At 71.1% G+C, this 23,653-nt stretch carries 19 protein-coding genes and 1 pseudogene; 2 read left to right on the forward strand and 18 right to left on the reverse strand.

Annotated features, from left to right (window positions below; genetic code table 11):
- Positions 1–121 precede the first annotated feature (121 nt).
- The 16 genes from AB0N81_RS23145 to AB0N81_RS23220 all read right to left on the reverse strand — a co-directional run bounded on the left by AB0N81_RS23145 (position 122) and on the right by AB0N81_RS23220 (position 20,259).
- Positions 122–1,498 (reverse strand): nucleotide pyrophosphatase/phosphodiesterase family protein, encoded by a 1,377-nt coding sequence (locus AB0N81_RS23145; protein ID WP_365361226.1) that lies wholly within the window; start codon positions 1,496–1,498, stop codon positions 122–124.
- Positions 1,495–2,664 (reverse strand): metabolite traffic protein EboE, encoded by a 1,170-nt coding sequence (eboE, locus tag AB0N81_RS23150; RefSeq protein ID WP_365361228.1) that lies wholly within the window; start codon positions 2,662–2,664, stop codon positions 1,495–1,497. Before eboE ends, AB0N81_RS23145 begins: the two co-directional genes overlap by 4 nt.
- Positions 2,665–2,667: 3 nt before the next feature.
- Positions 2,668–3,519 carry a TatD family hydrolase gene (locus AB0N81_RS23155; protein ID WP_365361230.1) on the reverse strand — a complete coding sequence of 284 codons (852 nt, stop codon included), beginning with the start codon at positions 3,517–3,519 and terminating at the stop codon, positions 2,668–2,670.
- An 8-nt stretch (positions 3,520–3,527) separates the two neighbouring features.
- A complete protein-coding gene (locus AB0N81_RS23160; protein WP_365361232.1) occupies positions 3,528–4,202 on the reverse strand; it encodes an EboA domain-containing protein in 675 nt (224 codons plus the stop codon).
- Positions 4,199–5,143: a sugar phosphate isomerase/epimerase family protein gene (locus AB0N81_RS23165; protein ID WP_365361234.1), complete on the reverse strand. Its 945-nt coding sequence runs from the start codon at positions 5,141–5,143 to the stop codon at positions 4,199–4,201. The genes AB0N81_RS23160 and AB0N81_RS23165 overlap by 4 nt, the downstream gene beginning before the upstream one ends.
- Positions 5,140–6,183 carry an SCO3242 family prenyltransferase gene (locus AB0N81_RS23170; RefSeq protein WP_365361236.1) on the reverse strand — a complete coding sequence of 348 codons (1,044 nt, stop codon included), beginning with the start codon at positions 6,181–6,183 and terminating at the stop codon, positions 5,140–5,142. The genes AB0N81_RS23165 and AB0N81_RS23170 overlap by 4 nt, the downstream gene beginning before the upstream one ends.
- Before the next feature lie 430 nt (positions 6,184–6,613).
- Complete coding sequence (locus AB0N81_RS23175; protein WP_365361238.1) at positions 6,614–7,819, reverse strand: inositol-3-phosphate synthase; 1,206 nt, start codon at positions 7,817–7,819, stop codon at positions 6,614–6,616.
- A gap of 197 nt (positions 7,820–8,016) precedes the next feature.
- A complete protein-coding gene (locus tag AB0N81_RS23180) occupies positions 8,017–9,405 on the reverse strand; it encodes a ThuA domain-containing protein (RefSeq protein ID WP_365361240.1) in 1,389 nt (462 codons plus the stop codon).
- Positions 9,406–9,421: 16 nt separating this feature from the next.
- On the reverse strand, positions 9,422–11,896 hold the full coding sequence (locus AB0N81_RS23185; RefSeq protein ID WP_365361242.1) for a PQQ-dependent sugar dehydrogenase: 2,475 nt from the start codon (positions 11,894–11,896) through the stop codon (positions 9,422–9,424).
- A gap of 245 nt (positions 11,897–12,141) precedes the next feature.
- Complete coding sequence (locus tag AB0N81_RS23190) at positions 12,142–13,155, reverse strand: sugar phosphate isomerase/epimerase family protein (RefSeq protein ID WP_365361244.1); 1,014 nt, start codon at positions 13,153–13,155, stop codon at positions 12,142–12,144.
- 12 nt (positions 13,156–13,167) lie between these two features.
- A complete protein-coding gene (locus tag AB0N81_RS23195; RefSeq protein ID WP_365361246.1) occupies positions 13,168–14,391 on the reverse strand; it encodes a Gfo/Idh/MocA family oxidoreductase in 1,224 nt (407 codons plus the stop codon).
- A 47-nt stretch (positions 14,392–14,438) separates the two neighbouring features.
- Positions 14,439–15,479, reverse strand: a complete 1,041-nt coding sequence (locus tag AB0N81_RS23200) for a substrate-binding domain-containing protein (RefSeq protein WP_365361248.1) — start codon at positions 15,477–15,479, stop codon at positions 14,439–14,441.
- A 16-nt stretch (positions 15,480–15,495) separates the two neighbouring features.
- Positions 15,496–16,515 carry an ABC transporter permease gene (locus AB0N81_RS23205; RefSeq protein WP_365361250.1) on the reverse strand — a complete coding sequence of 340 codons (1,020 nt, stop codon included), beginning with the start codon at positions 16,513–16,515 and terminating at the stop codon, positions 15,496–15,498.
- On the reverse strand, positions 16,512–18,029 hold the full coding sequence (locus AB0N81_RS23210) for a sugar ABC transporter ATP-binding protein (protein ID WP_365361252.1): 1,518 nt from the start codon (positions 18,027–18,029) through the stop codon (positions 16,512–16,514). Before AB0N81_RS23210 ends, AB0N81_RS23205 begins: the two co-directional genes overlap by 4 nt.
- Before the next feature lie 234 nt (positions 18,030–18,263).
- Positions 18,264–19,445 carry an ROK family transcriptional regulator gene (locus AB0N81_RS23215; protein WP_365361254.1) on the reverse strand — a complete coding sequence of 394 codons (1,182 nt, stop codon included), beginning with the start codon at positions 19,443–19,445 and terminating at the stop codon, positions 18,264–18,266.
- 214 nt (positions 19,446–19,659) lie between these two features.
- Positions 19,660–20,259: a GNAT family N-acetyltransferase gene (locus AB0N81_RS23220; protein WP_365361256.1), complete on the reverse strand. Its 600-nt coding sequence runs from the start codon at positions 20,257–20,259 to the stop codon at positions 19,660–19,662.
- A gap of 148 nt (positions 20,260–20,407) precedes the next feature.
- Between AB0N81_RS23220 and AB0N81_RS23225 the strand changes: the two genes are divergently transcribed.
- On the forward strand, positions 20,408–20,827 hold the full coding sequence (locus AB0N81_RS23225; RefSeq protein WP_365361258.1) for a PaaI family thioesterase: 420 nt from the start codon (positions 20,408–20,410) through the stop codon (positions 20,825–20,827).
- Positions 20,828–20,883: 56 nt separating this feature from the next.
- Here AB0N81_RS23225 and AB0N81_RS23230 read toward each other — a convergent pair whose 3' ends face one another.
- Positions 20,884–21,831, reverse strand: a complete 948-nt coding sequence (locus AB0N81_RS23230; RefSeq protein ID WP_365361260.1) for a beta-ketoacyl-ACP synthase III — start codon at positions 21,829–21,831, stop codon at positions 20,884–20,886.
- A 225-nt stretch (positions 21,832–22,056) separates the two neighbouring features.
- Positions 22,057–23,391, reverse strand: coding sequence for an OFA family MFS transporter (locus AB0N81_RS23235; protein WP_365361262.1), 1,335 nt, complete (start codon positions 23,389–23,391; stop codon positions 22,057–22,059).
- 51 nt (positions 23,392–23,442) lie between these two features.
- Between AB0N81_RS23235 and AB0N81_RS23240 the strand changes: the two are divergent.
- Positions 23,443–23,650: pseudogene (locus AB0N81_RS23240) on the forward strand (Fe-S-binding domain-containing protein); the annotation flags it as partial.
- Positions 23,651–23,653: the final 3 nt, after the last annotated feature.

Genomic DNA, 23,653 nt, shown 5'->3' on the forward strand with positions numbered 1-23,653 from the left:
GCATCAGGGATGGGTTCGAAGAACGGATCAGGGATCACTGGGGGCCGGACCCTGATGGCAGGGTCCGAGCCGTCTGGTTCAGTGGAGATCAAGCAGATTCAGCGGCGCGGGCAAGCGGTCGTCACCGCAGGCCCGCGAGGTCGAGCAGGAGCGATTTCACATCGGTGGCCGCGACGCGGCCGGTGACGGCGCGGGGGGTGGAGCACAGAATGAGCGGACTTTCGTCCTCGCTCGTGGGGAGGCGGCCATGGCTGCCGCGAATAGGTGACGGATCCAGGGGCACGACCGCCATGCGGTAGCGCATGCCGAGCTTCTTGCGGGCCAGCGCGCCCGCGGCCTTGACACGGACGTACGGGTCCTCCGGGTCCATGAAGAGCTCGACGGGGTCGTAGCCGGGTTTGCGGTGGATCTCGACGAGCTGCGCGAAGTCGGGCGCGCGGGCATCGTCGAGCCAGTAGTAGTACGTGAACCAGGCATCCGGCTCGGCGACGGCGACGAGTTCGCCGGAGCGCGGGTGGTCCAGGTGGTGTGCCTTCTTGCCTTCGTCGTCGAGGAGCTGCTCGATGCCGGGGACGTCCTTGAGGGCGGCGCGGGCGGCCTCGAGGTCTTCCGGGCGGCGGACGTACACGTGGGCGATCTGGTGATCGGCGACGGCGAAGGCACGCGAGGCCATCGGGTCGAGGTACTCCATGCCGTCCTGGGTGTGCACTTCCAGCAGGCCCGCGCGGCGCAGCACTCGGTTGATGTCGACGGGCCGGTTCACCCTGGTAATGCCGTATTCGGAGAGGGCGACGACGGTCCGGCCCTCCGCTCGCGCGTCGTCCAGGAGCGGGGCGAGGGCCGCGTCCAGGTCGGCGGCGGCCTGGAAGGAGCGGGGGTCGTCGGGGCCGAAGCGCTGCAGGTCGTAGTCAAGGTGAGGGAGGTAGCAGAGGGCCAGGTCGGGGTGGCGGGTGTCGATGATGTGCCGGGTGGCGTCCACGATCCAGCGGCTGGACACGATGTCGGCGCCGGGCCCCCAGAAGTGGAAGAGGGGGAACGTGCCGAGTTTCTCGGTCAGTTCATCGTGGAGGTCCGGGGGCCGGGTGTAGCAGTCGGGTTCTTTGCGGCCGTCGGCGTAGTAGACGGGGCGGGGTGTGACGGTGAAGTCGGTGTCGGCGCCCATGGCGTACCACCAGCAGATGTTGGCGACGGTGTAGCCGGGGTGCGCGCGACGGGCGGCGTCCCACAGCTTGTCGCCGGAGACGAGGCCGTTGTGCTGGCGCCACAGGAGTACGTCACCGAGCTCTCGGAAGTACCAGCCGTTGCCGACGATGCCGTGTTCGGCGGGGGTGGTGCCGGTGAGGAAGGTGGACTGGGCGGCGCAGGTGACGGCGGGCAGGACGGTGCCGAGCGGCGCCCTGGACCCGGACTGGCCGAGCGTTTTCAGGTGGGGCATGTGATCGAGGAGGCGCGGGGTGAGGCCGACGACGTCGAGAACCAGCAAGGGGGTCGGAGTCATGGGAGTTCCTTGAGGCCGAGGTCGGTCAGGAGGTCGCGGGCGAGGGCGAGTTCGGCGGCGATGCCTTCGGCGAGCTGGGGGCGGCCGCGTGGGCGCAGTGCGGGTGGGAGGGCCTGCCAGGTGTAGGTCTCGACTTCGAGGTGGCGGGTGAGTGGGGTGGGCCCGCCGACGAGCCGGGTCAGTACGTCCTGGAGCACGGGGAGCGTGGAGGTGAGCGGCGCGGCGGGGGCCGCGTGCAGGGGGACGTGGAAGTGGGCGCGCCAGGGCGCCGTGTCGGGCAGGACGTCGGTGGCCAGTGCCTCGCCGAGGTCGTCGGTGCCGCGCAGGCCGGTGCGGGTGAGAGTCCGGGTCTGGTGGAGGAAGCGGGGCTCGTCGAAGGCGGCGAGGGCCTCGCGTACATCGGGAAGGTGGGGGTGTTCGGCATGGAGCGCGGCGGACAGCTGCGACTTGACGACGGGGACGCCGGCGGCGCCGAGAGCGTCGAGGGCGGCCCCCGGTTCCTCGAAGGAGGTGGCGAGGTGGCAGGTGTCGACGCAGACACCGATGCGGTCGTGGCCGACGGCGGTGAGTGGGGCGATGGCGTCGGCGGTGGTCTCGACGGTGCAGCCGGGTTCCGGTTCGAGGCCGATGCGGATGGAGCGCCCGGTCAGTTCGGCGAGGGCGTCGAGGCGTTGGGCGAGCGCCGTGAGGGCGGTGCGGGCGGCCTCGGCGCGGAGTGCGTCGAAGGGGGTGCGCCAGGCGAGCGGAAGGGTGGAGATGGTGCCTTCGGTGACGTCGTCCGGGAGCAGGGTGGCGAGCAGCCGGGCCAGTTCGGTGGTGTGGGTGAGGCGCTCCGGGTCGGTCCAGTCGGGCTTGTAGACGCGGTACTTGACCTGTTCTGCGCCGAAGCCCTCATAGGGAAAGCCGTTGAGGGTGACGACTTCGAGGCCGCGCCGGTCGAGTTCGGTGCGCAGCCCGCGCAGTGCGGCAGGGTCGGTGACGAGGGCGTGGGCGGCGTCCTTGGCGAGCCACAGGCCGATGCCCAGGCGGTCCCGGCCGAGCCGTTTGCGCACGGGCTCGCAGTGGTCGCGGAGCTGCGCGAGAACGCCGTCGAGGGCCTCGGCCGGGTGGACGTTGGTGCAGTAGGCCAGGTGGACGGTCGAGCCGTCGGGATGCCGGAAGCGCATGGCTCACGCACCGCCGCGCAGGATGGAGTTGCCCTCGTGGGTCACCGTGTCCGGTTGCCGCACGTCGAGCTGGAGCCGGCCGCTGAGACCGTAGAAAGCCACGGGGTTGCGCCACAGCACGAGGTCGACGTCGTCCTCGTCGAACCCGCTCGCCAGCATGGCGTCGGCGACCTTACGGGTCTTGAGGGGGTCGCTCTTTCCCCAGTCGGCCGCGGAGTTGACCAGCACGTGGTCGGGTCCGAACTCACGCAGGATGGCGACCATCCGTTCCTCGTCCATCTTGGTGTCGGGATAGACGGAGAAGCCCAGCCAGCAGCCGCTGTCCTTGGCCTCCTTGACGGTGGTCTCGTTGAGGTGGTCGATCAGGACGCGGTCCAGGGGCAGAGCGGACTCACGGACGGCATCGATGGTGCGGCGCAGGCCCGCGAGCTTGTCGCGGTGCGGGGTGTGCACAAGAGCGGGCAGCTCGTGGGTGGCGGCGAGCTCCAACTGGACGGAGAGTGCGGCGTCCTCGGCCGGTGTCATGGAGTCGTAGCCGATCTCTCCGACGGCGACGACGTTGTCCTTGACGAGATAGCGGGGCAGTTCGTCGAGGACGGGCGTGCAGCGGGGGTCGTTCGCCTCCTTGGGGTTGAGGGCGATCGTGCAGTGGTGGGCGATGCCGTACTGGGCCGCGCGGAAGGGTTCCCAGCCGAGGAGGGAGTCGAAGTAGTCGAAGAAGGAGGCGGGCGAGGTGCGGGGCTGACCGAGCCAGAAGGCGGGTTCCACGACCGCGCGGACACCGGCGGCGTACATCGCCTGGTAGTCGTCGGTGGTGCGGGAGGTCATGTGGATGTGGGGGTCGAAGATGCGCATCAGGGCTCCTACTCCTCGCCGGTGGGCGGGCCCGCGGGGGCCGAGGGGGGCTCGGGGGACTCGGGTGCGGTCAGACGCAGGACGCGATGCAGATCGCCGGGGACGGTGCGGCCTGCGGCGGTCCGCTCACTCGCGTAGTCGCCGAGCATGCGGGCGAGTTCACCGTCTCCGCGGGCGCGCCTCGGGAGGTCGGCGACGGCGTCCACGGGGACTCCGGTGAACAGGCACTTGAGGACGGCGTGGCGCCAGTCGTGCGGGGCGAGGTGGGCGGCGGCGTAGGGGCCGACGGCTGCGGCGACGAGCGTCGTGTCGTTGGTGCGCAGGGCGTCCTCCACCAGGGGCAGGGCTTCGGGGCCGGGCACCAGGTGGGGCAGGGACCGCAGGACGGCGCGGCGTTCTGCGGCGGTGCCCCGGGCGTAGACGCGGGCGAGGGTCGCCGGGGTGGCGTTGGCCGCGTGCAGGAGCAGGATGCGGGCCGCGTCGGCGTGGTCGGGGCCACAGCGGCGTCCGGCTTCGGCGAACCTCAGCTCCCATGTGGGGAGGGGTCCCTGCGCCTCCTGCTCCGGGCGCCCTCCGTGGGCGGCGGCCTCGGCGGTGGCCTGGTCGAGCCAGGCGCGGGCGGCTCCACCGAGGTCGGCTTCGAGACGGGTGCGGAGGGTGACGATCCCGGGGGCGTCCGTCACGGGGTACCTCCTTCGGCACGAACAGGAAGGGGAACTGCGGTGGTGGCCGCCGCCGAGGCAACGGCTTCCGCTCGGCGCAGGAAGTCGATGGAGCGGGCGGCGAGGTCGGGGCCCGCGTGGGAGTGGCGGGGCAGTTCGACGACGGTCAGGCCCCGGTAGCCGACGGCGGCCAGTGCTTCGAGGACGGGCGGGAAGTCGATCTCTCCGTCTCCGAAGGGCAGGTGTTCGTGGACTCCGCGGCGCATGTCCTCGATCTGGACGTGTCGAAGCCAAGGGGCGGCGGCGCGTACGCAGTCGGCGGGAGGGAGTGGTTCGAGGCACTGGCAGTGGCCGATGTCGAGGGTGAGGCCGAGGAGTTCGGGGTCGGGGTCGTCGAGCGCGTGGCGCAGTCGTTGGAAGTCGGTGAGGGAGGAGAGGAGGTGGCCGGGTTCGGGCTCGACCGCGAGCGGGACGCCGGCACCGGAAGCGGCGTCGAGCACGGGGCCGAGCGCATCGGCGAGCCGGGTCCACGCGATGTCGTCCGAGGTGCCGTCGGGGGTGATGCCGCTGAAACAGTGCACGGCATGGGCGCCCAGGTCGGAGGCGACCTGTACGGCGCGGGTCAGTAGGCGGACACGGTCGGCCCGTCGTTCCGGATCGGGGTCGAGGAGGGAGGGGCCGTGCTTGCGGCGCGGGTCGAGGACATAGCGGGCGCCCGTTTCGACGGTGGCGGTCAAGCCGAGGCGGTCGAGTCTGCGGGCCACCTGTCGGGTTCGGGCGGCAAGGTCGGGGGCGAGGGGGTCGAGGTGCATGTGGTCGAGGGTCAGGCCGACGCCCGCGTAGCCGAGGTCGGCGAGGAGGCCGAGGGCGTCGTCGAGCCGGAGGTCGGTGAGGCCGTTGGTGCCGTACCCGAAACGGAGACCGGCGACCGGGTGGGGGTGTCGTGGAGCCGTATCCGTCATGTGACGCTCACCTTCCGTGCGAACTTGCGGGCAGCGGGGGCGAGAGCCACGGTCAGCAGCGCGGTGCCGGCGGCGCCCGCGCGGGCGGCCAGCGCGGCCTGGAGCGGGATCATGGCGCGGATACCGCCGCCGACGGCACGCTGTGTGAGGGGTGGTGACGGGTTGAGGGCGGCGTGGAAGAGGGGCTTGGCGGTGGTGCCGATGTAGGCGAGGGCGAACGCGCCACGAAGGGCCTGTCGGCCGGTGTCGAGCGCGGCGCCGATGTTCTGGCCTCCCCGAAGACCTCCCGGCCCGAGCCCGAGCCGGAACCGGCTCTGCCCGCCCGTCTGACCTCCCCGGGGACGGAGCTCCCCGCCCAGCGGACTGCCCGGCCGCCCGCCCCGAGGCCCACCCCGGTTGCCCCAACGGCCACCGCCCACCCACCACGCCAGGGCTGTCATGGCTGCCAGGGCGGCCAAGGGGGCGGCCGAGGAGCCGCCCTGGGCCTCGCGGCGGGAGACCACCGTGACGGCGAGGGTGTGGGCGGCGAGGGCACCGGCGGAGGGCGCGGCGGCCTTGGCGCTCGGGCCATGGCCGAGACCAGCGGTGGCGGTCGCGCCCAGGAGCAGGTCGAGGCCGCGCGCGGCGGCCATGGCTGCGGGCCCCGCGGGTGTGCGCTTCAGACCGAGGTCGTAGGCCCACACGGTCCCGGCCAGGGCGCCCGCCATCGCGAGGGACGGGCGGCCGGCGCGAGAGGCGAGGGCCAGACCGGTCGCGGTAAGGACGGTCGCCGCGGCGAGAGCGGCAGGGGCGGAGATACGGCCGGACGGCAGAGGACGCTCGGGGCGCTCGACGGCGTCTTCGGCACGGTCCGCCCAATCGTTGAGGGCCATACCGGCCTCGTACAGACAGAGGGAGGAGCCGATGGCGAGGAGGGTGCGATGGTTGGGGCGAAGTCCGGTCGCCGCTGCCCCGGCGAGGGAGTCACCGGGGACGGTGAACAGGGCAGGGACACGAAGCAGTTCGACCCAGGCCCGAGTGACGGCGCGTCCGGTGCTCATGCGACGTCACCCACCGACGGGGCGCCCGCGAAGGCGACGCGGCGGGACGCACCCGCCAAGCAGTGGTTCGCAAACGCCGGGCGACAACACCCGAACCCGGGACTACGCCCCCCGACCACCACACGCCGGTGCACACCCGCCAGCCGACGGCACCCGATCCCCCGGCCGCACCACCCCACCACCACGCGCCGGCGCGCACCCGCCAGCCGGCGGCGCCCGAACCCCAGGCCGCGCCACCCCACCACCAGGCGTCCATGTCGCTCGCCTTCCGCCGCCCGGGCCCCGTGCCCGTCCCCGCGTCCGGGGCCTCCGGCCGCCCCGAGTCGCCCGAGTCGCCCGAGCTGCCCGAATCCCTCGTGTCCCCCAAGGCTCTCGTACCCGAGAGCACGACCACAGCCCCCGTCCCCAACTTCCGTGCCGCCCATGCCGCTCATCGCCCTCCCCCCAGCTGCTCCGCGAACTCGACCAGTGCCGCGAATTGCTCGCCCAGGGCTGCGGGGGCTGCGGTGTCCGGGTCCTTGAAGTAGAAGGCGAGGGCGGGGAGGGGGCCGGAGAGGCCTTGCTCGTGGGCGCGGGAGGTGAGGCGGGCGAGGTCGAGGATCAGGGGGGCGGCGAGGGAGGAGTCGCAGCCCTGCCAGGTGGTCTGCAGGACCATGCGCGTGCCGAGGAAGCCGTCGAAGGCGATGTGGTCCCAGGCCGTCTTCCAGTCGCCGAGGGAGGGCACGTCGTCTATGTGGACCTCGCCCTCGGGGGCGGCGCCCAGCGTGTCGGCGAGGACGCGTTCCTTACCGGCGTTCTTCGCGGCGGCGGCCGCCGGGTCGGCCAGGGCGGCGCCGTCCCCGCCGCCGAGGAGGTTCGTGCCGGACCAGGCCCGGACGGCGAGTGCACGTTGCGCGAACATCGGGCCGAGTACCGAGCGCAGCAGGGTCTGGCCCGTCTTGCCGTCGCGGCCTGCGTGCGGCAGTCCGGAAGAGCGTGCCGCTTCGGCGAGGCGGGGGTGGTGGAGGCCCGTGGAGGGGGTGAAGTTGACGTAGGGGCAGCCGGCGCGCAGGGCCGCCGCGGCGTAGAGGGAGCTGGCGGGGAGTCGTTCGTCGTCGTCCGCGGGGCGCGGTTCGGTGGAGGCGACGTTCACCACCACCGCGCGGGCCAGTCCCCGGCGGCGTACGAAATCGCGTAGGTCGGCGGCGAAGGCGTCGATCAGTTCCTCGTCGCCGCGGGTGTCGCCCGGCTGGGGGCCGCCCGGCCGTATCTCGGCGTCGGCGGCGGCGAGTTCGGCGCGTACCGCCGAGGGGAGGCCGTGCGGCAGGACGCCACCGGCGGCGAGTTCCTCGGCGCGTTTGGGCAGGGGGCAGCTCGTGGTGTCGTGGCCGCCGAAGACGAGGGAGGACAACGTTGGCAGGCCGCGGTCCATGAAGGGCTGGGTCTCGGTGACCATGCCGGTGGGCGCGTGCAGTCCGGCGGCCACCGCCGCGCAGCCCGCGACGGCCGTGGTGGCGACCGAGCCGCGTGCCCCGATCAGCCATACGCCGACAGGTCCGACAGGTCCGACAGGTCCGACGGGTCCGACGGGTCCGACGGGCGACGTCCCGAGGGGGGAAGTAGAGGGCGCAGATGTAGAGGTCGCGGATGTGGACACGGCTGCCTCCTGCCATGACTCAAGAGCTCGGGACACGACTCGGGAACTCGATCGGGGGTTCCCGGGGTCGAGGAACACGCGTGCGGATGCCGAGGGATACGGTGATGCGTGCGGATCGTGCGGATCGTGCGGGTGCGTGTGGGTGCGTGTGGGGCAAGACGGCGGGCGGAGGTCCGGCGTCCTCCGCCCGCCGTCGTCTAGCGGCCCGCTTCCGAGCCGGTCGGTGCGGGCGTCCCGGAGCGGCGGGCCGGGAGGTCCTTCACCCGGATGTTCCGGAAGGAGACCTCGTCGGCGTCGCCGTGGTTCTGGATGCCGATGTGCCCTTGGCGCAGGCTCCGCGCCGGGTCGGTGTTGGTGAAGTCGTTGATCTTGATGCCGTTGAGGTAGAGGCGAAGGCGTTCGCCCTCGACGCGGATCTCGTAGGTGTTCCACTCCCCCGGCGGGTTCAGCGCCTTGTCGCGCTTCTTCAGGTCGGCGGACCGGAAGCCGTAGACGGAGCCCGTGGTCTTCTCGGGGACGTCCGTGGCGTCGATCTGGATCTCGTAGCCGTTGTTCACGGCGGACCAGGGGTCGTCGGAGGGCGGGAAGCCCACGAAGATCCCGGAGTTGTCGTCGCCCCGCATCCGCCAGTCGAGCTTCAGGGAGTAGGAGCCGAGTTCGCGCCGGTCGTACCAGAGCATGCCCATGCCGCCGGTGGTCGTGAGCGTTCCGTCGTTCTCGTCCAGTTCGAACGAGCCGGGGCCCGCCTGTTTCCAGTTCTCCAGCGAGGCCGCCGTTCCGTCGAAGAGGGGCGTGTAGCCCTTCTCGGGCCGGCAGTCGGCCTGGGCGGCGCCGACCGCCCAGCGGATGCCGCCCAACAGGTGGCTGCGGAACGCCGGTTCGGCGTAGGACTCCTTGGTGTGGCCGCCGCCGGTGTAGAAGGAGCGGCCGCCCTGGTAGTCGTTCTGGCACCAGGCGATGGGGTGGTCGCCCGACATCGTGCCGCCTGTGTACGACGACTCGTCGAGCGAGGCGAGGACGCGGGCCTTGTCCCGGGGGTTGGGGCGGTAGTTGTACCACTCGTCGGTGCGGTCCCAGGTTCCGGTGCCCAGGTGGGCCGTCGCCGGGTGGGCGTGGTCCTCGACGTGGATCTTCGCGGGCTGGATCGCGGGGTGCGACTGGAAGTAGGCGCCCGTGAGCCCGCCGTAGAAGGGCCAGTCGTACTCGGTGTCGGCTGCGGCGTGCACGCCGACGTAGGCACCGCCGTCGCGGATGTACTGCTCGAAGGCTCCCTGCTGTGTGGTGTTGAGGACGTCTCCGGTGGTCGACAGCCAGACCACGGCGTCGTACTTGGCCAGGTTGTCGGCGGTGAAGGCGGCCGCGTCCTCAGTGGCGTCGACGGCGAAGCCGTTCGCGGCGCCGAGTTCCTTGACGGTCGCGATGCCGGTGGGGATCGAGTCGTGCCGGAAGCCGGCGGTCTTGGAGAAGACCAGGACCCGTTCGCCCGCGCGGTCCGGTCCTGGCTTGGACGCCGCGGGCCCCGAGACGCACCCGAGGAGCAGTGCGGCGGCCGCGGTCGCGGTCATGAGCCGTGCGCGTCTGCGCATGGTGCTCGCCCCTTCCTCAGCCGGAGCTGGAGCTGGTGGTGAAGGTGAAGTCGTCCAGGTCGTAGAGCGAGCCGCTGCCCTTGCCCTTGAAGACGAGGTAGAGCGTGGTGGTCTTCGTCGGCGGCCGCTGGATGGCGGTGGTCACGTCGTTGTACGTCTCCCACGAGCCGGTCGGTGTCACCTTCGCGCTGCCCAGCAGCCTGCCGCCGGCCGATCCGCTGCGCACCTCCAGGGTGCCGCCTGATCCGGCGGAGGCGACCCGTGCGGTCAGCTTGGTGGCGTTGCCGAGGATGTACGGCTTGAAGGAGACCCAGTCACCGTTGTGGATGTCGCCGACGGTCTTGCCGCCGTGGGCCGGGGTGTGGTTGACGACGGAGACGCCCTTGGAGCCGTTGTAGTGCTCGCCCTGGCGGTGCTTGGGCTGGACGACGTTCTGGTCGTGGGTGGTCAGCGCGGGCTGGCCGCCCGCGCCCTTGTCGGTGTACTCGGCGTCGAAGACTCCGAAGATGTTGGCGTTCGGGTCGTGCTCGCCGTCCGCGGAGGTCTGGAGGGTGCCCTCGCAGCCGTTCGCCGAGGTGACGGGGTGGCCGTGGCTGTCATGGCCGAGGATGTGGGTGACCTTGACCTTGGCGCAGTCGATCGGACCGTCCTCCGGGTCGGTCACCTTGACCTTGAAGGGCACCTTGTCGCCGAAGGTGAACAGCCGGCCGTCGCCGGGGAGTTCCAGGGTGACCTTGGGCGCGGTGTTGCCGACGGTGATGTGCGCGCTGGCCGAGCCGGTGCGGCCGGTGGAGTCCTTCACGGTCACGGTCGCGGTGTAGACACCGTTCTTCTTGTACGTGTGCGTGGGGTTCTGCTGCGTCGACTTGCCGCCGTCGCCGAAGTTCCAGGAGTAGGTCAGCGTGCCGCCGTCGGCGTCCGTCGCCTTGGCCGTGAACTTCGTGCGCAGCGGGGCCTGGCCACTGGTCACCGACGCGCTCGCCTCGACGACCGGGGAGTGGCCGTCCGTGGCGTTCTCGATGCGGTAGAGGCCGGAGTTCTCGTCGCCGCCGAACCAGGCGGTGCCGTAGTCGAGGACGTAGAGGGCGCCGTCGGGCCCGAACTCCATGTCCATCACCTGTGTGCCGGTCCAGGGGAAGGGGTTGATGGACTGCACCGTGCCGTCCGAGCCGTGCTCGATGCGCTTGATCCAGCGCCGGCCGAACTCGCCGGCGAAGAAGTCGCCGTCGTACGCCTCCGGGAACTTCACCGGGGAGGTGTTCGCCGCGTCGTAGCGGTAGACGGGGCCGCCCATCGGGGATTCCGAGCCGGAGCCGAACTCGGGGACGGAGCCGCCGTCGTAGGGAATCCAGGCTTCCTGGGCGGGCGGCAGGTCGGTGAGGCCGGTGTTGTGCGGCGAGTCGTTCTTGGGGGCCCCGCAGTCGAAGGCCGAGCCGGAGGTGCCGGTGGCGAAGTCGTAGTCGACGTAGGGCTCGTTCTTGCCGACGCAGAAGGGCCAGCCGAAGTTGCCGGGCTTGGTGACGCGGGCGAACTCCACCTGTCCTGCCGGGCCGCGCTTGGGGTCGGCCGCGCCCGCGTCGGGGCCGTAGTCACCCACGTACACGATGCCGGTCGGCTTGTCGACGCTCATGCGGAAGGGGTTGCGGAAGCCCATCGCGTAGATCTCGGGGCGCGTCTTCTCGGTGCCCTTGGCGAAGAGGTTGCCGTCGGGGACCGTGTAGCTGCCGTCGGCGGCGACCTTGATACGCAGGATCTTGCCGCGCAGGTCGTTGGTGTTGCCGGCGCTGCGGCGGGCGTCGAAGGCGGGGTTGCGGTTCGCCCGCTCGTCGATGGGGGTGAAGCCGTCCGAGGCGAACGGGTTGGAGTCGTCGCCCGTCGACAGGTAGAGGTTGCCGCCCTTGTCGAAGTCGATGTCGCCGCCGACGTGACAGCAGATGCCGCGGTTCGCGGGGACGTCGAGGATCTTCTTCTCGCTGGCGTTGTCCAGGGTGCCGTCGGCCTTCAGGACGAAGCGGGAGAGGCGGTTCACGCCGTCGAACTTCTTGAAGTCCTCGGCCGTGCCGCTCTCCGGGGCGTCGCCCGCGGGGGTGTCCAGCGGCGGTGCGTAGTAGAGGTAGATCGCGCGGTTCTCGCTGAACTTCGGGTCGATACCGACGCCCTGGAGGCCCTCTTCGTCGTGCGTGTAGACGGGTATCTTCCCGGCGATCCTGGTGTTGCCCGCCGCGTCGGTGAGGCGGAGCGTGCCGTCGCGGGAGGTGTGCAGGACCGATCGGTCGGGCAGCACGGAGAGTGTCATCGGCTCGCCGGTCTCGGCGGCGCCCTTGGCGAGGGTGACCTGCTGGAAGTCCTCGGCGACGGGGGCGGCGGTCGAGGGCGGGTCCGCGGGGACGGCGCCGGCCTGCGGTACGGCGAGAGTGAGGGTGGCGCCGGTGAGCACGGTGCCGGTGAGCAGGGCGAGCGTTCTGCGGAGTCTCGGGCGTTTCCTGTGCACGGGGTTCCTCCGAAGGGGACGGTCGTACGGGGTGTGTGCGCCGTGCTCCGGGGTGCGCCGTCACCCCGGACCGTTCATGTCCTGTACACCTCAAGGACGGTAGCCACGTTTGTCCCGCGCGGAAAGCCCTTGCGCGGCAATTAAGTTGAACTTTTTCCTGTCAATGGACAAACGTGGCGCGCAGCCGGACAGGTCGGTCGAAGAGGCCGGCCGGAGACGCCGACCGGAGTGGTCGCCCGGTGAGGTCAGCCCGACTGGTCGGAGCCGCCGAACGCCGCGTCGAAGGAGGCGGTCGGAGCCTCGAAGTCGAACGCCTTCAAGTGCGCCAGCGCCTCCGGCGCACCCTGGAGGCGGTCCATGCCCGCGTCCTCCCACTCCACGGAGATCGGCCCGTCGTACGCGATGGAGCGCAGCATCCGGAAGACGTCCTCCCAGGGCACGTCCCCGTGGCCCGCCGACACGAAGTCCCAGCCGCGGCGCGGGTCGCCCCACGGCAGGTGCGAGCCCAGGCGGCCGTTGCGGCCGTCCAGGCGGCGCCGGGCCTCCTTGCAGTCGACGTGGTAGATGCGGTCGCGGAAGTCGTACAGGAAGCCGACCGGGTCGAGGTCCTGCCACACGAAGTGCGACGGGTCGAAGTTCAGCCCGAACGCGGGGCGGTGGCCGACGGCCTCCAGGGCCTTGTGCGTGGTCCAGTAGTCGTACGCGATCTCGGACGGATGCACCTCGTGGGCGAACCGCACGCCTTGCGCGTCGAAGACGTCCAGGATCGGGTTCCAGCGCTCGGCGAAGTCCTCGTAGCCGCGCTCGATCATCGACTCGGGAGCCGGCGGGAACATCGCGACCAGGTGCCAGATCGACGAGCCTGTGAAGCCGACGACGGTGTCGACACCGAAGGCGGCGGCCGCCCGCGCCGTGTTCTCGATCTCGGCGGCGGCCCGCTGCCGCACCCCCTCCGCCTCGCCGTCGCCCCAGATGCGGGCGGGCAGGATCGCCCGGTGCCGCTCGTCGATGATCGCGTCGCAGACGGCCTGGCCGACGAGGTGGTTGGAGATCGCCCAGCACTTGAGCCCGTACTTGTCGAGCAGCGCGTGGCGCCCGTCCAGGTAGGACGGGTCGGCGAGCGCCTTGTCGACCTCGAAGTGGTCGCCCCAGCAGGCGAGTTCGAGGCCGTCGTAGCCGAAGTCGCGGGCGAGCGCGCAGACCTCTTCGAGCGGCAGGTCGGCCCACTGGCCGGTGAAGAGCGTGAACCTACGGGGCATGGCGGGGCCTCCTCAGGCGGGGATCAGCGTGTACACGGAGTTCTTCGCCGCGCTCTCCTCCACGGCGGCCAGCACCCGCTGCACGGACAGGCCGTCGGCGAAGGAGGGCGCGGGCCGCTCCCCGGTGGCGATGGCGTGCAGCAGGTCGCGGGCCTGGTGGACGAAGGTGTGCTCGTAACCGAGGCCGTGGCCCGGCGGCCACCATGCCGCCACGTACGGGTGCTCGGGCTCGGTCACGAGGATACGGCGGAAGCCGGACGACGCGGCGGGCTCGGTGTGGTCATGGAACGACAGCTCGTTCAGGCGCTCCAGGTCGAAGGCCAACGAGCCGTCGGAGCCGTTGAGTTCGAGCCGCAGCGCGTTCTTGCGGCCCGCCGCGAACCGCGACACCTCGAAGGAGGCGAGGGCGCCGGACGGGAACCGCCCCGTGAAGACGGCCGCGTCGTCGACCGTGACCGGCCCGAGCCGGTTGCCGCCCGCCGCCGTGAGCCCGCTCGACGCGCCCTCCAGGACGGGCCGTTCGCGTACGAAGGTCTCGGTGAGCGCCGACACTCCGGCCACCGGCTCCCCCACCAGGTACTGCGCGAGGTCCACGATGTGCGCCCCGAGGTCACCGAGCGCCCCGGAGCCCGCACGGTCCTTGCGCAGCCGCCAGGTGAGCGGGAACTCGGCGTCCACCAGCCAGTCCTGAAGGTACGTCAGGCGTACGTGGCGCAGAGCGCCAAGGCGACCTTCGGCGACCATCCGCCGGGCGAGCGCGAGGGCCGGCACCCGGCGGTAGTTGAAGCCGACCATGGCCACCTGGCCGCGTGCGCGGGCCAGTTCGGCGGCCTCGGCCATCGCCTCGGCCTCCTCGACCGTGTTGGCGAGAGGCTTCTCGCACAGCACGTGCTTGCCCGCCTCCAGGGCGGCGAGGGCGATCTCCGCGTGGCTGTCGCCCGGCGTGCAGATGTCGACGATGTCGACGTCGTCCCGGGCGATCAGGGCGCGCCAGTCCGTTTCGGCGGCGGCCCAGCCGAGCCGGTCGGCGGCGGCGCGCACGGCCCCGCCGTCGCGACCGCAGACGGCCGAGAGCACCGGCCGCACCGGCAGGTCGAAGACGCGCCCCACGGTGCGCCAGCCCTGCGAGTGGGCGGCGCCCATGAAGGCGTAGCCGACCATGCCCACTCCCAGTGGCCGCTTCCCGACGCCTGCTCCCAGTGGCCGCTTCCCGGCCTCGGGGTCCGTCTCACGCATGCGGTAATCCTCCTCGTCGACGCTCGGTGGGGGTGCGGGCGTGCGCATCACTTGAAGCCGGTGGACATGTACTGGCCGACGTTCTCTTTGTCGACCACGGCGGAGTAGCAGGTGACGAAGGACGGGATCTCGAACTCCGCCATGCCGCTGACGCCCTTGCCCTGTCCGAGGGCGCGCGCCAGGTCGATCGCCGACGCGGCCATGGTGGGCGGGTAGAGGACGGTGGCCTTCAGGACACTGTTGTCCGCCTCGATGGCCTGCATGGCGGAGAGCGCGCCCGCGCCTCCCACCATCAGGAAGTCGTCGCGGCCGGCCTGCTTGATGGCGCGCAGGGCGCCCACGCCCTGATCGTCGTCGTGGTTCCACAGGGCGTCGAAGTTCTTCTGGGCCTGGAGGAGTTGGGACATCTTCGACTGTCCCGACTCGACGGTGAAGTCGGCGGCCTGGCGGGCGACCTTCTTGATGTTCGGGTAGTTCTTGAGGGCGTCGTCGAACCCCTTCGATCGCTGCTTCGTCAGTTCGAGGTTGTCGAGTCCCGCCAGCTCCACGACGCGTGCGTTCTTCTTGTCCTTGAGCTTCTCGCCGATGTAGTGCCCGGCGCTCAGGCCCATGCCGTAGTTGTCGCCGCCGATCCAGCAGCGGTAGGCCTGCGGGGAGGCGAAGACACGGTCGAGGTTGACGACGGGGATGCCCGCCTTCATGGCCTTCAGGCCGACCTGGGTGAGCGCCTTGCCGTCGGCGGGCAGGACGACGAGGACGTCGACCTTCTTGTTGATCAGAGTCTCGACCTGGCCGATCTGGGCCGCGGTGTCGTTCGATCCCTCGGTGGCCTCCAGCGTGACGTCCGCGTACTTCTCGGCCCGCTTCTTGGCGTTGTCGTTGATGGCGTTGAGCCAGCCGTGGTCGGCCTGGGGCCCGGCGAAGCCGATGGTGACCTTCTTGCCCGGCTTGTCGTCGGCGACCTGCTGTGAGCTGTCCTCGGACTCGTCGTCCTTGGACTCGTTGCTGGTGCACCCCGTGATCAGGGCTCCGGTGGACAGGGCTGCGGCTCCGAAGAGGAGCCCTCTGCGGCTCGTGTGGGATGGCATGAGTGAACCCCTCAGCTCAGGAAGTGTGGGCCGTACGTCGTTGGACGAGCACCGCGGCGACGATGATCGCGCCCTTGGCGATCTGCTGGGTCGCGGTCTCCAGGTTGTTGAGCGCGAAGATGTTCTGGATCGTGGTGAAGATCAGCACGCCGAGCACGGAGCCGGTGATGGTGCCGCGGCCGCCGCTGAGCAAGGTGCCGCCGATGATCACCGCGGCGATGGCGTCGAGTTCGTACAGGTTGCCGTTGGTGTTCTGGCCCGAACCGGCCAGGACGATCAGCAGGAAGGCCGCGATGCCGCAGCACAGTCCGGAGAGCAGATAGAGATAGAGCCGCTGCCTGCGGACGTCGATGCCGGCCAGGCGGGCCGCTTCCGGGTTGCCGCCGACCGCGACCGAGCGCCGTCCGAAGGTCGTGCGGTTCAGCAGCAGCCAGCCGATGACGGTGACGGCGGCGAAGACGAGGACCAGCGGCGGGATGCCGAGGATGTACGAGTCGCGCTCGCCGAGCTTCAACACCCCGTCGACGGTGACCATTTGCGTCTTGCCGTCGGTGATCTGCAGGGCGAGACCACGGCCCGAGGCGAGCATGGCGAGGGTGGCGATGAACGGCACGATCGCGCCGTACGCGATGAGCACGCCGTTCACCAGACCGCACGCCATGCCGACGATCACGGCAGTGAAGAGGATGCCCGCGAAGCCGTAATCCTGGGTGGCGACCGTCGTCGCCCACACCGAGGCGAGCGCGACGATCGCGCCGACCGACAGGTCGATGCCGCCGGAGATGATCACGAATGTCATGCCGACGGTGACCACGCCGATGACCGAGGCCTGGGTGAGGATCAGCTGGACGTTGTCGGTGTCGAGGAACGAGTCGGGCTGGGTGATGCCGCCGATCAGCACCAGTACGGCGAGCACGCCGAGCAGAGAGAGCGTGCGCACGTCGGCGCGGGCCACCGTGGCGCGCCACGGCTTGCCGCCTTCGGTGGGGGCGGTCTTGCGGGTGGCGGCCTCGGCCGCCGGGGCTGGCTGGGTCATGCCGCCGGGCTCCCTTCAAGGACGAGGTCGAGTACGCGGTGTTCATCGAGGTCACGGGCGGGTGCGGCGTGGACGACGCGGCCCTCGCGGAGCACCAGGACGCGGTCGGCGAGACCGAGCACCTCGGGCACTTCACTGGAGACGAGGAGCACGGCCAGGCCCTCGTCGGCGAGCCGGCGGATCACCGCGTACAGCTCGGCGCGGGCGCCGACGTCGACGCCGCGGGTCGGTTCGTCGAGCAGCAGCACGCGGCAGCCGCGCAACAGCCAGCGGGCGAGGACGGCCTTCTGCTGGTTGCCGCCGGACAGGGTGCGCACGGGCACGGACGGGTCGTCGGGGCGCAGCGACAGTTCGCGTGTCGCGGTGCGCGCGGCTTCGCGTTCGCCTCCCCGGTCGAGCCATCCGCCGTGCGAGAAGCGGGACATGGAGGAGACCGACACGTTGCGGGTGACGGACTCCAGCATGAGGAGGGCCTGCGCCTTGCGCTCCTCGGGGGCGAGGCCCAGACCGGCGCGGACGGCGGCCCGGACACTGCCCGGCCGCAACACCTTCCCCTCCACGGCGACTTGGCCGGAGCTCGGCTTTCGCGCGCCGTAGATCGTCTCCAGGATCTCGGAGCGGCCCGAGCCGACGAGTCCGGCGAGGCCCACGATCTCGCCGGGCCGCAGATCGAGGTCGAGGGGCTCGAACTCACCGGGCCGGGAGAGCCCTCGTACGGTCAACACCGGTGATGCGGACGGGGGTTCGACCGGGCGGTCGGGGAAGACGTACTCGACGTTGCGGCCGGTCATCAGCGCCACGACGTCCTTGGTCGGGGTGGATTCCGCGGGGAGTCCGCCCGCGACGGCGCGTCCGTCCTTGAGGACGGTGACGCGGTCGCCGATGCGGCGTATCTCCTCCAGGCGGTGGGAGATGTAGACGACGGCGACGCCGTCCGCCGTGAGGTCGCTTACTATGCGGAAGAGGTTGTCGACCTCGTCGGGGTCGAGGGCGGCGGACGGTTCGTCCATGACGATGAGCCGCACCTCGTGGGAGAGCGCGCGGGCCATGGAGACGATCTGCTGCTGGGCGGCGGAGAGGTCTCCGACGAGCCGCCCCGGGTCGATCTCCCCGTGTCCAAGCCGCTTGAGCAGCGCGGCCGTTGACGCTTTCGCCTCCCGGCCGCGCACCACGAACCCGGCGGCGGTCGGCTCGTGTCCGAGGTGGACGTTCTCGGCGACGGAGAGCCCCTCCACCAGGTCGAGTTCCTGGTAGATGGTGGCGATGCCGAGCCGCATGGCGGCGATCGGCGAGCGGAGCGTGATGCGCTCGCCGCGCCAGGTGATCTCACCGCCGTCGGGCTGATGAGCGCCCGCGAGGACCTTGATGAGGGTGGACTTCCCGGCACCGTTCTGGCCGAGAAGGCAGTGCACTTCCCCGGCCTGCACCTGGAGGTCGACGCCGTCGAGGGCGCGGACTCCGGGGAACGACTTGGTGATGCCGGACATGGTGAGCAGCGGTGGTTCGGATGCCATGACGGTTCCCCTCGGCGGCGGCCGCAGCAGGGCAGGACGGATTCAGGGCAGGGCTGAGCAGGGTGGGGCCGGACGGCCGGACAGATGGAGCTGGGCAGGGTGGAGCGGGGCAGGGCGGAGCGGGGCACGGCAGGGCGCTGTGCCGGATGAGGTGGCGCTACGTTCCGTACATGTCCGGCCTGTCCGGTGCGGGACCGGGCAGACCGATCAGGCCGATCAGACCGATCAGGCCGGTCAGGCCGGTGAGAACAGGTGGTCGCTGATGAGCCGGGCGCCGCCGATGACTCCGGCGGTGGGGCCCAGCTCACCCAGCACGATGGGGAGGTTGCCGGTCGCCAGGGGGAGCGACTGACGGTAGACCTGGGTGCGGATCGCGGCGAGCAGCGTGTGGCCGAGGCCGGTCACTCCGCCGCCGATCACCACGAGGCCGGGGTTGAAGAAGCTGACGAGACCGGCGATGACCTGGCCGGTGCGGTTGCCGCCCTCGCGGATGAGGTCGAGCGCGGTGGCGTCCCCCGCCGCGGCGGCCGCCGCGACGTCGACGGCGCTGAGCCGTCCCGCCTCGTCGAGCCGCGTGGCGAGCTCCGCCGAACGCCCCTGCGCGGCCGCCTCCTCGGCGTCGCGGGCGAGCGCCGCGCCGCTGAAGTAGGCCTCCAGGCAGCCTTTGTTGCCGCAGGCGCAGGGACGCCCGTCCGGTTCGGACTGGATGTGGCCGATGTCGCCTGCGCTGCCCGTCGTACCGCGGTAGACCTCACCGCCGACGACGATGCCGCACCCGATGCCCGTGCCGATCTTGACGCAGAGGAAGTCGCCCACGGAGCGTGCGACGCCCGCGTGCTGCTCCCCCATCGCCATGAGGTTCACGTCGTTGTCGACCATGACGGGGCAGCCGAGGTCCTGGCTGAGGGCCTCCCTGACGGGGAAACCGTCCCACCCGGGCATGATCGGCGGGGCGACCGGCACGCCTTCGGGGAAGCGGACGGGCCCGGGGACGCCGATGCCGGCGCCGTCGAACCCTTCCGCGAGCCCGGAGGCCTTCAGCTTGGCCGCCATGGCGAGGACCTGCTCGAAGACCGCGACCGGGCCCTCGCGCACGTCCATGGGCTGGTTGATGTGGCCGAGGACCTCCAGCTCGGCGTTGGTGACCGCGACGTCGACCGAGGTCGCGCCGATGTCCACACCGAGGAAGCGGAGGGCCGGGGCCAGGCGGATGTTGTGGGAGCGGCGGCCGCCGCGCGAGGCGGCGAGTCCGTCGGCGACCACGAGTCCGGTCTCCAGGAGCCGGTCGACCTCCACGGCCAGTTTGGACCGCGAGAGGTCGACCTGATCGCCCAGCTGGGCGCGGGAGTTGGGTCCTCCGTCACGCAACAGGCGCAACAGGCGTGCCTGGTGTGTGTTGGCGGGTCGAGCCGTCATACGTCTCACGCGCCCCTCCCCGCCTCTTCGGGCTTCCCATGCCGTTGCCTTCGGGCCACCTATGCGGCTGCCTTCGGGCTTCCTTCAAGCTTTCGAGGGGAACGTAGCAGTGCCTGCCGGGACTGGGAAGAAGTTAAGCGCGAATTACCCATGACTTTCTCCAGTCACAGGACAAAGGAGGGTGAGCCTGTACCCGCGCCGTCACCTCACCCCGTCATCGGAGCACCGGGTTCCGGAGCATGCACCACGTGCGGGGACCGTTGTCCGGCAGCGTGATGTCGGCCGTGACGGTGAAGCCGAGCCGCTCGTAGAAGGCCACGTTCTGCTCGGTCGACGTCTCCAGGAAGCACGGGAAGCCCGCGCGGTCGGCTGCCTCGAGGCCGGGCCGGAGCACCGCGCCGCCGAGGCCCTTGCCCTGCTCGTCCGGGTGGACGCCGACCGTGGCGAGGAACCACGCGGGGTACTGGGGGCGGTGGGGCCGCAGCGCGCGGTCCGCCGAGTCGAAGCAGGGCGCGCGGTCACCCGCGAGTTCGCCGATGAGCGGCCCGATCGCCGCGAAGCCCGGCTGCGGGTCCCGGTCGGGCGTGGTCCACACGGCGACGGCGCGTCCGGCGTCGGCGACCCAGACCCGCCCGTACACCATCCCGATGCGGGTCAGGAACAGTTCCTGGAAGCGGCGGACCCGCTCCTCGTGGCCGTCGGCGGCGACGACGTGCCGCGTGAAGGGGTAGTCGGCGAAGGCACGGGCGAGGGTGTGCACGGCCGCCGGCACGTCCTCATCGATCACGGGGCGTATGCGGTGGTGCGTATTCATGTTCTCTTCTCCCGGTTCCGGTGACACGCCGCTCCGACGGCATGTGCATGGCCTGGTGACACGTGCCCTACCTCTGAGGTAATCGACGTCTCCGGAGCCGCGCCGCACGATGGTGATCCGCCGCGGCCCCGAGGGGAAAGGTCACCCCATGTCGGACACCCTGCCTCAGGACGAACTGCACGCCCAACTGCTTAACTTGGTCCCCTTCGCCGCACACCTCGGCGTCACCTTCGCGGAGGCCGGGCCCGACCGCGTCGAGAGCACCCTGGAGTGGTCGCCGGAGCTGTGCACGGCGGGCGGTGTGCTGCACGGCGGGGCGATGATGTCGCTCGCCGACACGGCGGGCGCGGTGTGCGCGTTCCTCAATCTGCCGCCGGGCGCGACCACTTCGACGGTCGAGTCGAAGACGAACTTCCTCCGGGCCGTACGCTCCGGGACGGCCCGCGCGGTGGCCCGCCCGCTGCACGTGGGCGGCTCCTTCGTCGTCGTACAGACGGACGTGTACGACGACGAGGGGCGCCTCGTGGGACAGACGACGCAGACGCAGGCCGTGCTCAGGGGGAGTTGAGCCTTACGGGCAGCGCATGACTTACGGGCAGGACACGGCTTACGGGCAGGACACGCTTACGGGCAGCGCACGACCTGTCCCGCGTACGAGAGGTTCCCGCCGAAGCCGAAGAGCAGGACCGGGTCTCCGGAACTGATCTCGCCGCGCTCCACCAGCTTGGACAGCGCCATCGGGATGCTCGCCGCCGAGGTGTTCCCGGAGTGGACGACATCGCGTGCCACGACGGCGTTCACGGCGCCGATGCGCTCGGCGAGCGGCTCGATGATCCGGAGGTTGGCCTGGTGCAGGACGACCGCGGCGAGGTCGGCCGGGGTGAGCCCCGCGCGCTCGCAGGCGGACCGGGCGAGCGGGGGCAGCTGGGTCGTCGCCCAGCGGTAGACGCTCTGGCCCTCCTGGGCGAAGCGGGGCGGCGTGCCCTCGATGCGGACGGCGTTGCCCATCTCGGGCACCGAGCCCCACAGGACGGGGCCGATGCCGGGCTCCTCGCCGGGCCCGCACGCCTCGACGACGGCCGCGCCCGCGCCGTCGCCGGTCAGCACGCAGGTGGTGCGGTCCGTCCAGTCGGTGACCTCGGACATCTTGTCCGCGCCGATGACCAGGGCACGGGTCGCGGCCCCGGCTCGTACGGTGTGGTCGGCGGTGGCCAGCGCGTGCGTGAAGCCGGCGCACACGACGTTGAGGTCCAGGGCGGCCGGTCCTGGCACGCCGAGGCGCGCGGCGACCCTGGCGGCCATGTTCGGCGAGCGGTCGATGGCCGTGGAGGTGGCGACCAGGACCAGGTCGATCGCGTCGGGGGTGAGGCCCGCGGCGGCCAGCGCCTTGCCGCCGGCGTGCGCGGCCAGCTCGTCGACCGGCTCCTCCGGGCCCGCGATGTGGCGGGTGCGGATGCCCACCCGGGACCGGATCCACTCGTCGCTGGTGTCGACCATGCCCGCCAGCTCCTCGTTGCCGAGGATCCTTGCGGGCTGGTAGTGGCCGACAGCGGCGATGCGCGAGCCGTGCATGTACGGGTCCCCCTTGTTGCCGAAGATGCGGGACCCTCCAGTTTGGTCAGCGACTCATGAGTAACGGTGCACGTAATGCGACAGGAAAGGAGCGCAGGGTTTGGATGCTTCTCATGATGTGGTCACCCTCTGAAGAGCTGTGTGACCTTGTGTACGAGTTCGTACAGGCCGTACACCAGAGGGAGTCCCACCCAGAGCCAGGCGAACACGGTCAGTGCGCGGCGGTCACGGGGCGGTGTGCTCGGCGGCGTGGTCATCCGCGGCCTCCCTGGGGGCTGGTATGTGGTGGCGGGGGTGGACGGGACGGACGAGCTCGTTCGCCACGAAGCCCACGACGAGCAGTCCGATCATGATCGTGAAGGAGAGGCCGTAGAGCCCCGAGCCGTGCTTGCCCGCCTCCTCCTGGTGGTCGGCGACCCGGTTGACGATCAGCGGGCCGAGCACGCCCGCCGTGGACCAGGCGGTGAGCAGCCTGCCGTGGATGGCGCCGACCTGGTACGTGCCGAAGAGGTCCTTCAGGTACGCGGGAATCGTCGCGAAGCCTCCTCCGTAGAAGGACAGGATCACCAGCGCGCAGCAGATGAACAGCGGCTTCGAGGTGTCTCCGAAGCGGGCGATCAGCAGGTACATGAGGGCGCCCGCGCCGAGGTAGAGGCGGTAGACGTTCTTGCGGCCGATCAGGTCGGAGGCCGACGACCAGCCGATGCGGCCTGCCATGTTGGCGGCGGAGAGCAGGGCGACGAAGCCGGCCGCGGCGGAGACCGAGACGGGTGTCGCGGTGTCCGCGAAGAAGTCCGTGATCATCGGGGCCGCCTTCTCCAGGATGCCGATCCCGGCGGTCACGTTCATGCACAGGACGACCCAGAGGCACCAGAACTGCGGAGTGCGGACGGCCTGCCGGGCCGAGACCTGTGGCCCGTCGAGCACACCGGGGCCGCCCGGCCGGGGCGCGGCTTCCGTGCGCGGCACGCGCACCAGGACCACGCCGAGTGCCATGAAGACGGCGTACGTGAGGCCGTGCACGAGGAACGCGAGGGCGATGCCGTCCGCGTCGGAGCCGAAGGAGTCCAGCATCTGCGCGCTCCAGGGCGAGGCGATGAGCGCGCCGCCGCCGAAGCCCATGATCGCGATGCCGGTGGCCATGCCGGGGCGATCGGGGAACCACTTGATGAGCGTGGACACGGGTGAGATGTAGCCGATGCCCAGACCGATCCCGCCGACGAAGCCGTAGCCGAACACGATCAGCCAGTACTGGCCGATCGCGGCGCCGAGTGCGGCGATCAGGAAACCGGAGGAGAAGCAGGTGAGGGCGACGGCCATCGCCCAGCGCGGGCCGTTGCGTTCGACGAGCGTGCCGCCGAACGCGGCGGACAGGCCGAGCATGACGATGCCGAGCTGGAAGGGCAGCGCACTCTGGGTGCCGCTGAGATCCAGGGCGGATTCGAGGGGCGGTTTGAAGACGCTCCAGGCGTAGGCCTGGCCGATGGAGAGGTGGACCGACAGGGCGGCGGGCGGCACGAGCCACCGGCTCCAGCCGGGCGGTGCGACGGGGGGCCTCATGATCCCGAACGGTAGAAAGCGGGAGGGGCGTTGGGAAGAGGGCGTTCGCTCCCTCTCGTCGGCTCGGCGTGCGTGTACCGCGGGAACCGCGTCGAGGTGGGCGCCTACTGCGGAGTCGGCTGTGACCCGCCGTCGCGCGTGCAGGACAATGACATCGTGAGGGTCACCTCTTCGCACGACAGCCCGGTGGCCCACGGCCCACGGCAACCTCCGCGCCAAGGGCCGCTTCGGCCACCAGCACGTACAGAACCGGGACTGATCA

The organism is Streptomyces sp. NPDC093510, assembly GCF_040683555.1.
Taxonomy (GTDB): domain Bacteria; phylum Actinomycetota; class Actinomycetes; order Streptomycetales; family Streptomycetaceae; genus Streptomyces.

What these genes read in the sequence shown, in the direction of transcription:
- AB0N81_RS23225 (WP_365361258.1), top strand. Translation starts at nt 20,408, where the DNA reads ATGTCGGACACCCTGCCTCAGGACGAACTGCACGCCCAACTGCTTAAC.
- AB0N81_RS23200 (WP_365361248.1), bottom strand. Translation starts at nt 15,479, where the DNA reads ATGCCATCCCACACGAGCCGCAGAGGGCTCCTCTTCGGAGCCGCAGCC.
- AB0N81_RS23205 (WP_365361250.1), bottom strand. Translation starts at nt 16,515, where the DNA reads ATGACCCAGCCAGCCCCGGCGGCCGAGGCCGCCACCCGCAAGACCGCC.
- AB0N81_RS23210 (WP_365361252.1), bottom strand. Translation starts at nt 18,029, where the DNA reads ATGGCATCCGAACCACCGCTGCTCACCATGTCCGGCATCACCAAGTCG.
- eboE (WP_365361228.1), bottom strand. Translation starts at nt 2,664, where the DNA reads ATGCGCTTCCGGCATCCCGACGGCTCGACCGTCCACCTGGCCTACTGC.
- AB0N81_RS23215 (WP_365361254.1), bottom strand. Translation starts at nt 19,445, where the DNA reads ATGACGGCTCGACCCGCCAACACACACCAGGCACGCCTGTTGCGCCTG.
- AB0N81_RS23195 (WP_365361246.1), bottom strand. Translation starts at nt 14,391, where the DNA reads ATGCGTGAGACGGACCCCGAGGCCGGGAAGCGGCCACTGGGAGCAGGC.
- AB0N81_RS23220 (WP_365361256.1), bottom strand. Translation starts at nt 20,259, where the DNA reads ATGAATACGCACCACCGCATACGCCCCGTGATCGATGAGGACGTGCCG.
- AB0N81_RS23145 (WP_365361226.1), bottom strand. Translation starts at nt 1,498, where the DNA reads ATGACTCCGACCCCCTTGCTGGTTCTCGACGTCGTCGGCCTCACCCCG.
- AB0N81_RS23155 (WP_365361230.1), bottom strand. Translation starts at nt 3,519, where the DNA reads ATGCGCATCTTCGACCCCCACATCCACATGACCTCCCGCACCACCGAC.
- AB0N81_RS23170 (WP_365361236.1), bottom strand. Translation starts at nt 6,183, where the DNA reads ATGAGCACCGGACGCGCCGTCACTCGGGCCTGGGTCGAACTGCTTCGT.
- AB0N81_RS23190 (WP_365361244.1), bottom strand. Translation starts at nt 13,155, where the DNA reads ATGCCCCGTAGGTTCACGCTCTTCACCGGCCAGTGGGCCGACCTGCCG.
- AB0N81_RS23165 (WP_365361234.1), bottom strand. Translation starts at nt 5,143, where the DNA reads ATGACGGATACGGCTCCACGACACCCCCACCCGGTCGCCGGTCTCCGT.
- AB0N81_RS23180 (WP_365361240.1), bottom strand. Translation starts at nt 9,405, where the DNA reads ATGCGCAGACGCGCACGGCTCATGACCGCGACCGCGGCCGCCGCACTG.
- AB0N81_RS23235 (WP_365361262.1), bottom strand. Translation starts at nt 23,391, where the DNA reads ATGAGGCCCCCCGTCGCACCGCCCGGCTGGAGCCGGTGGCTCGTGCCG.
- AB0N81_RS23230 (WP_365361260.1), bottom strand. Translation starts at nt 21,831, where the DNA reads ATGCACGGCTCGCGCATCGCCGCTGTCGGCCACTACCAGCCCGCAAGG.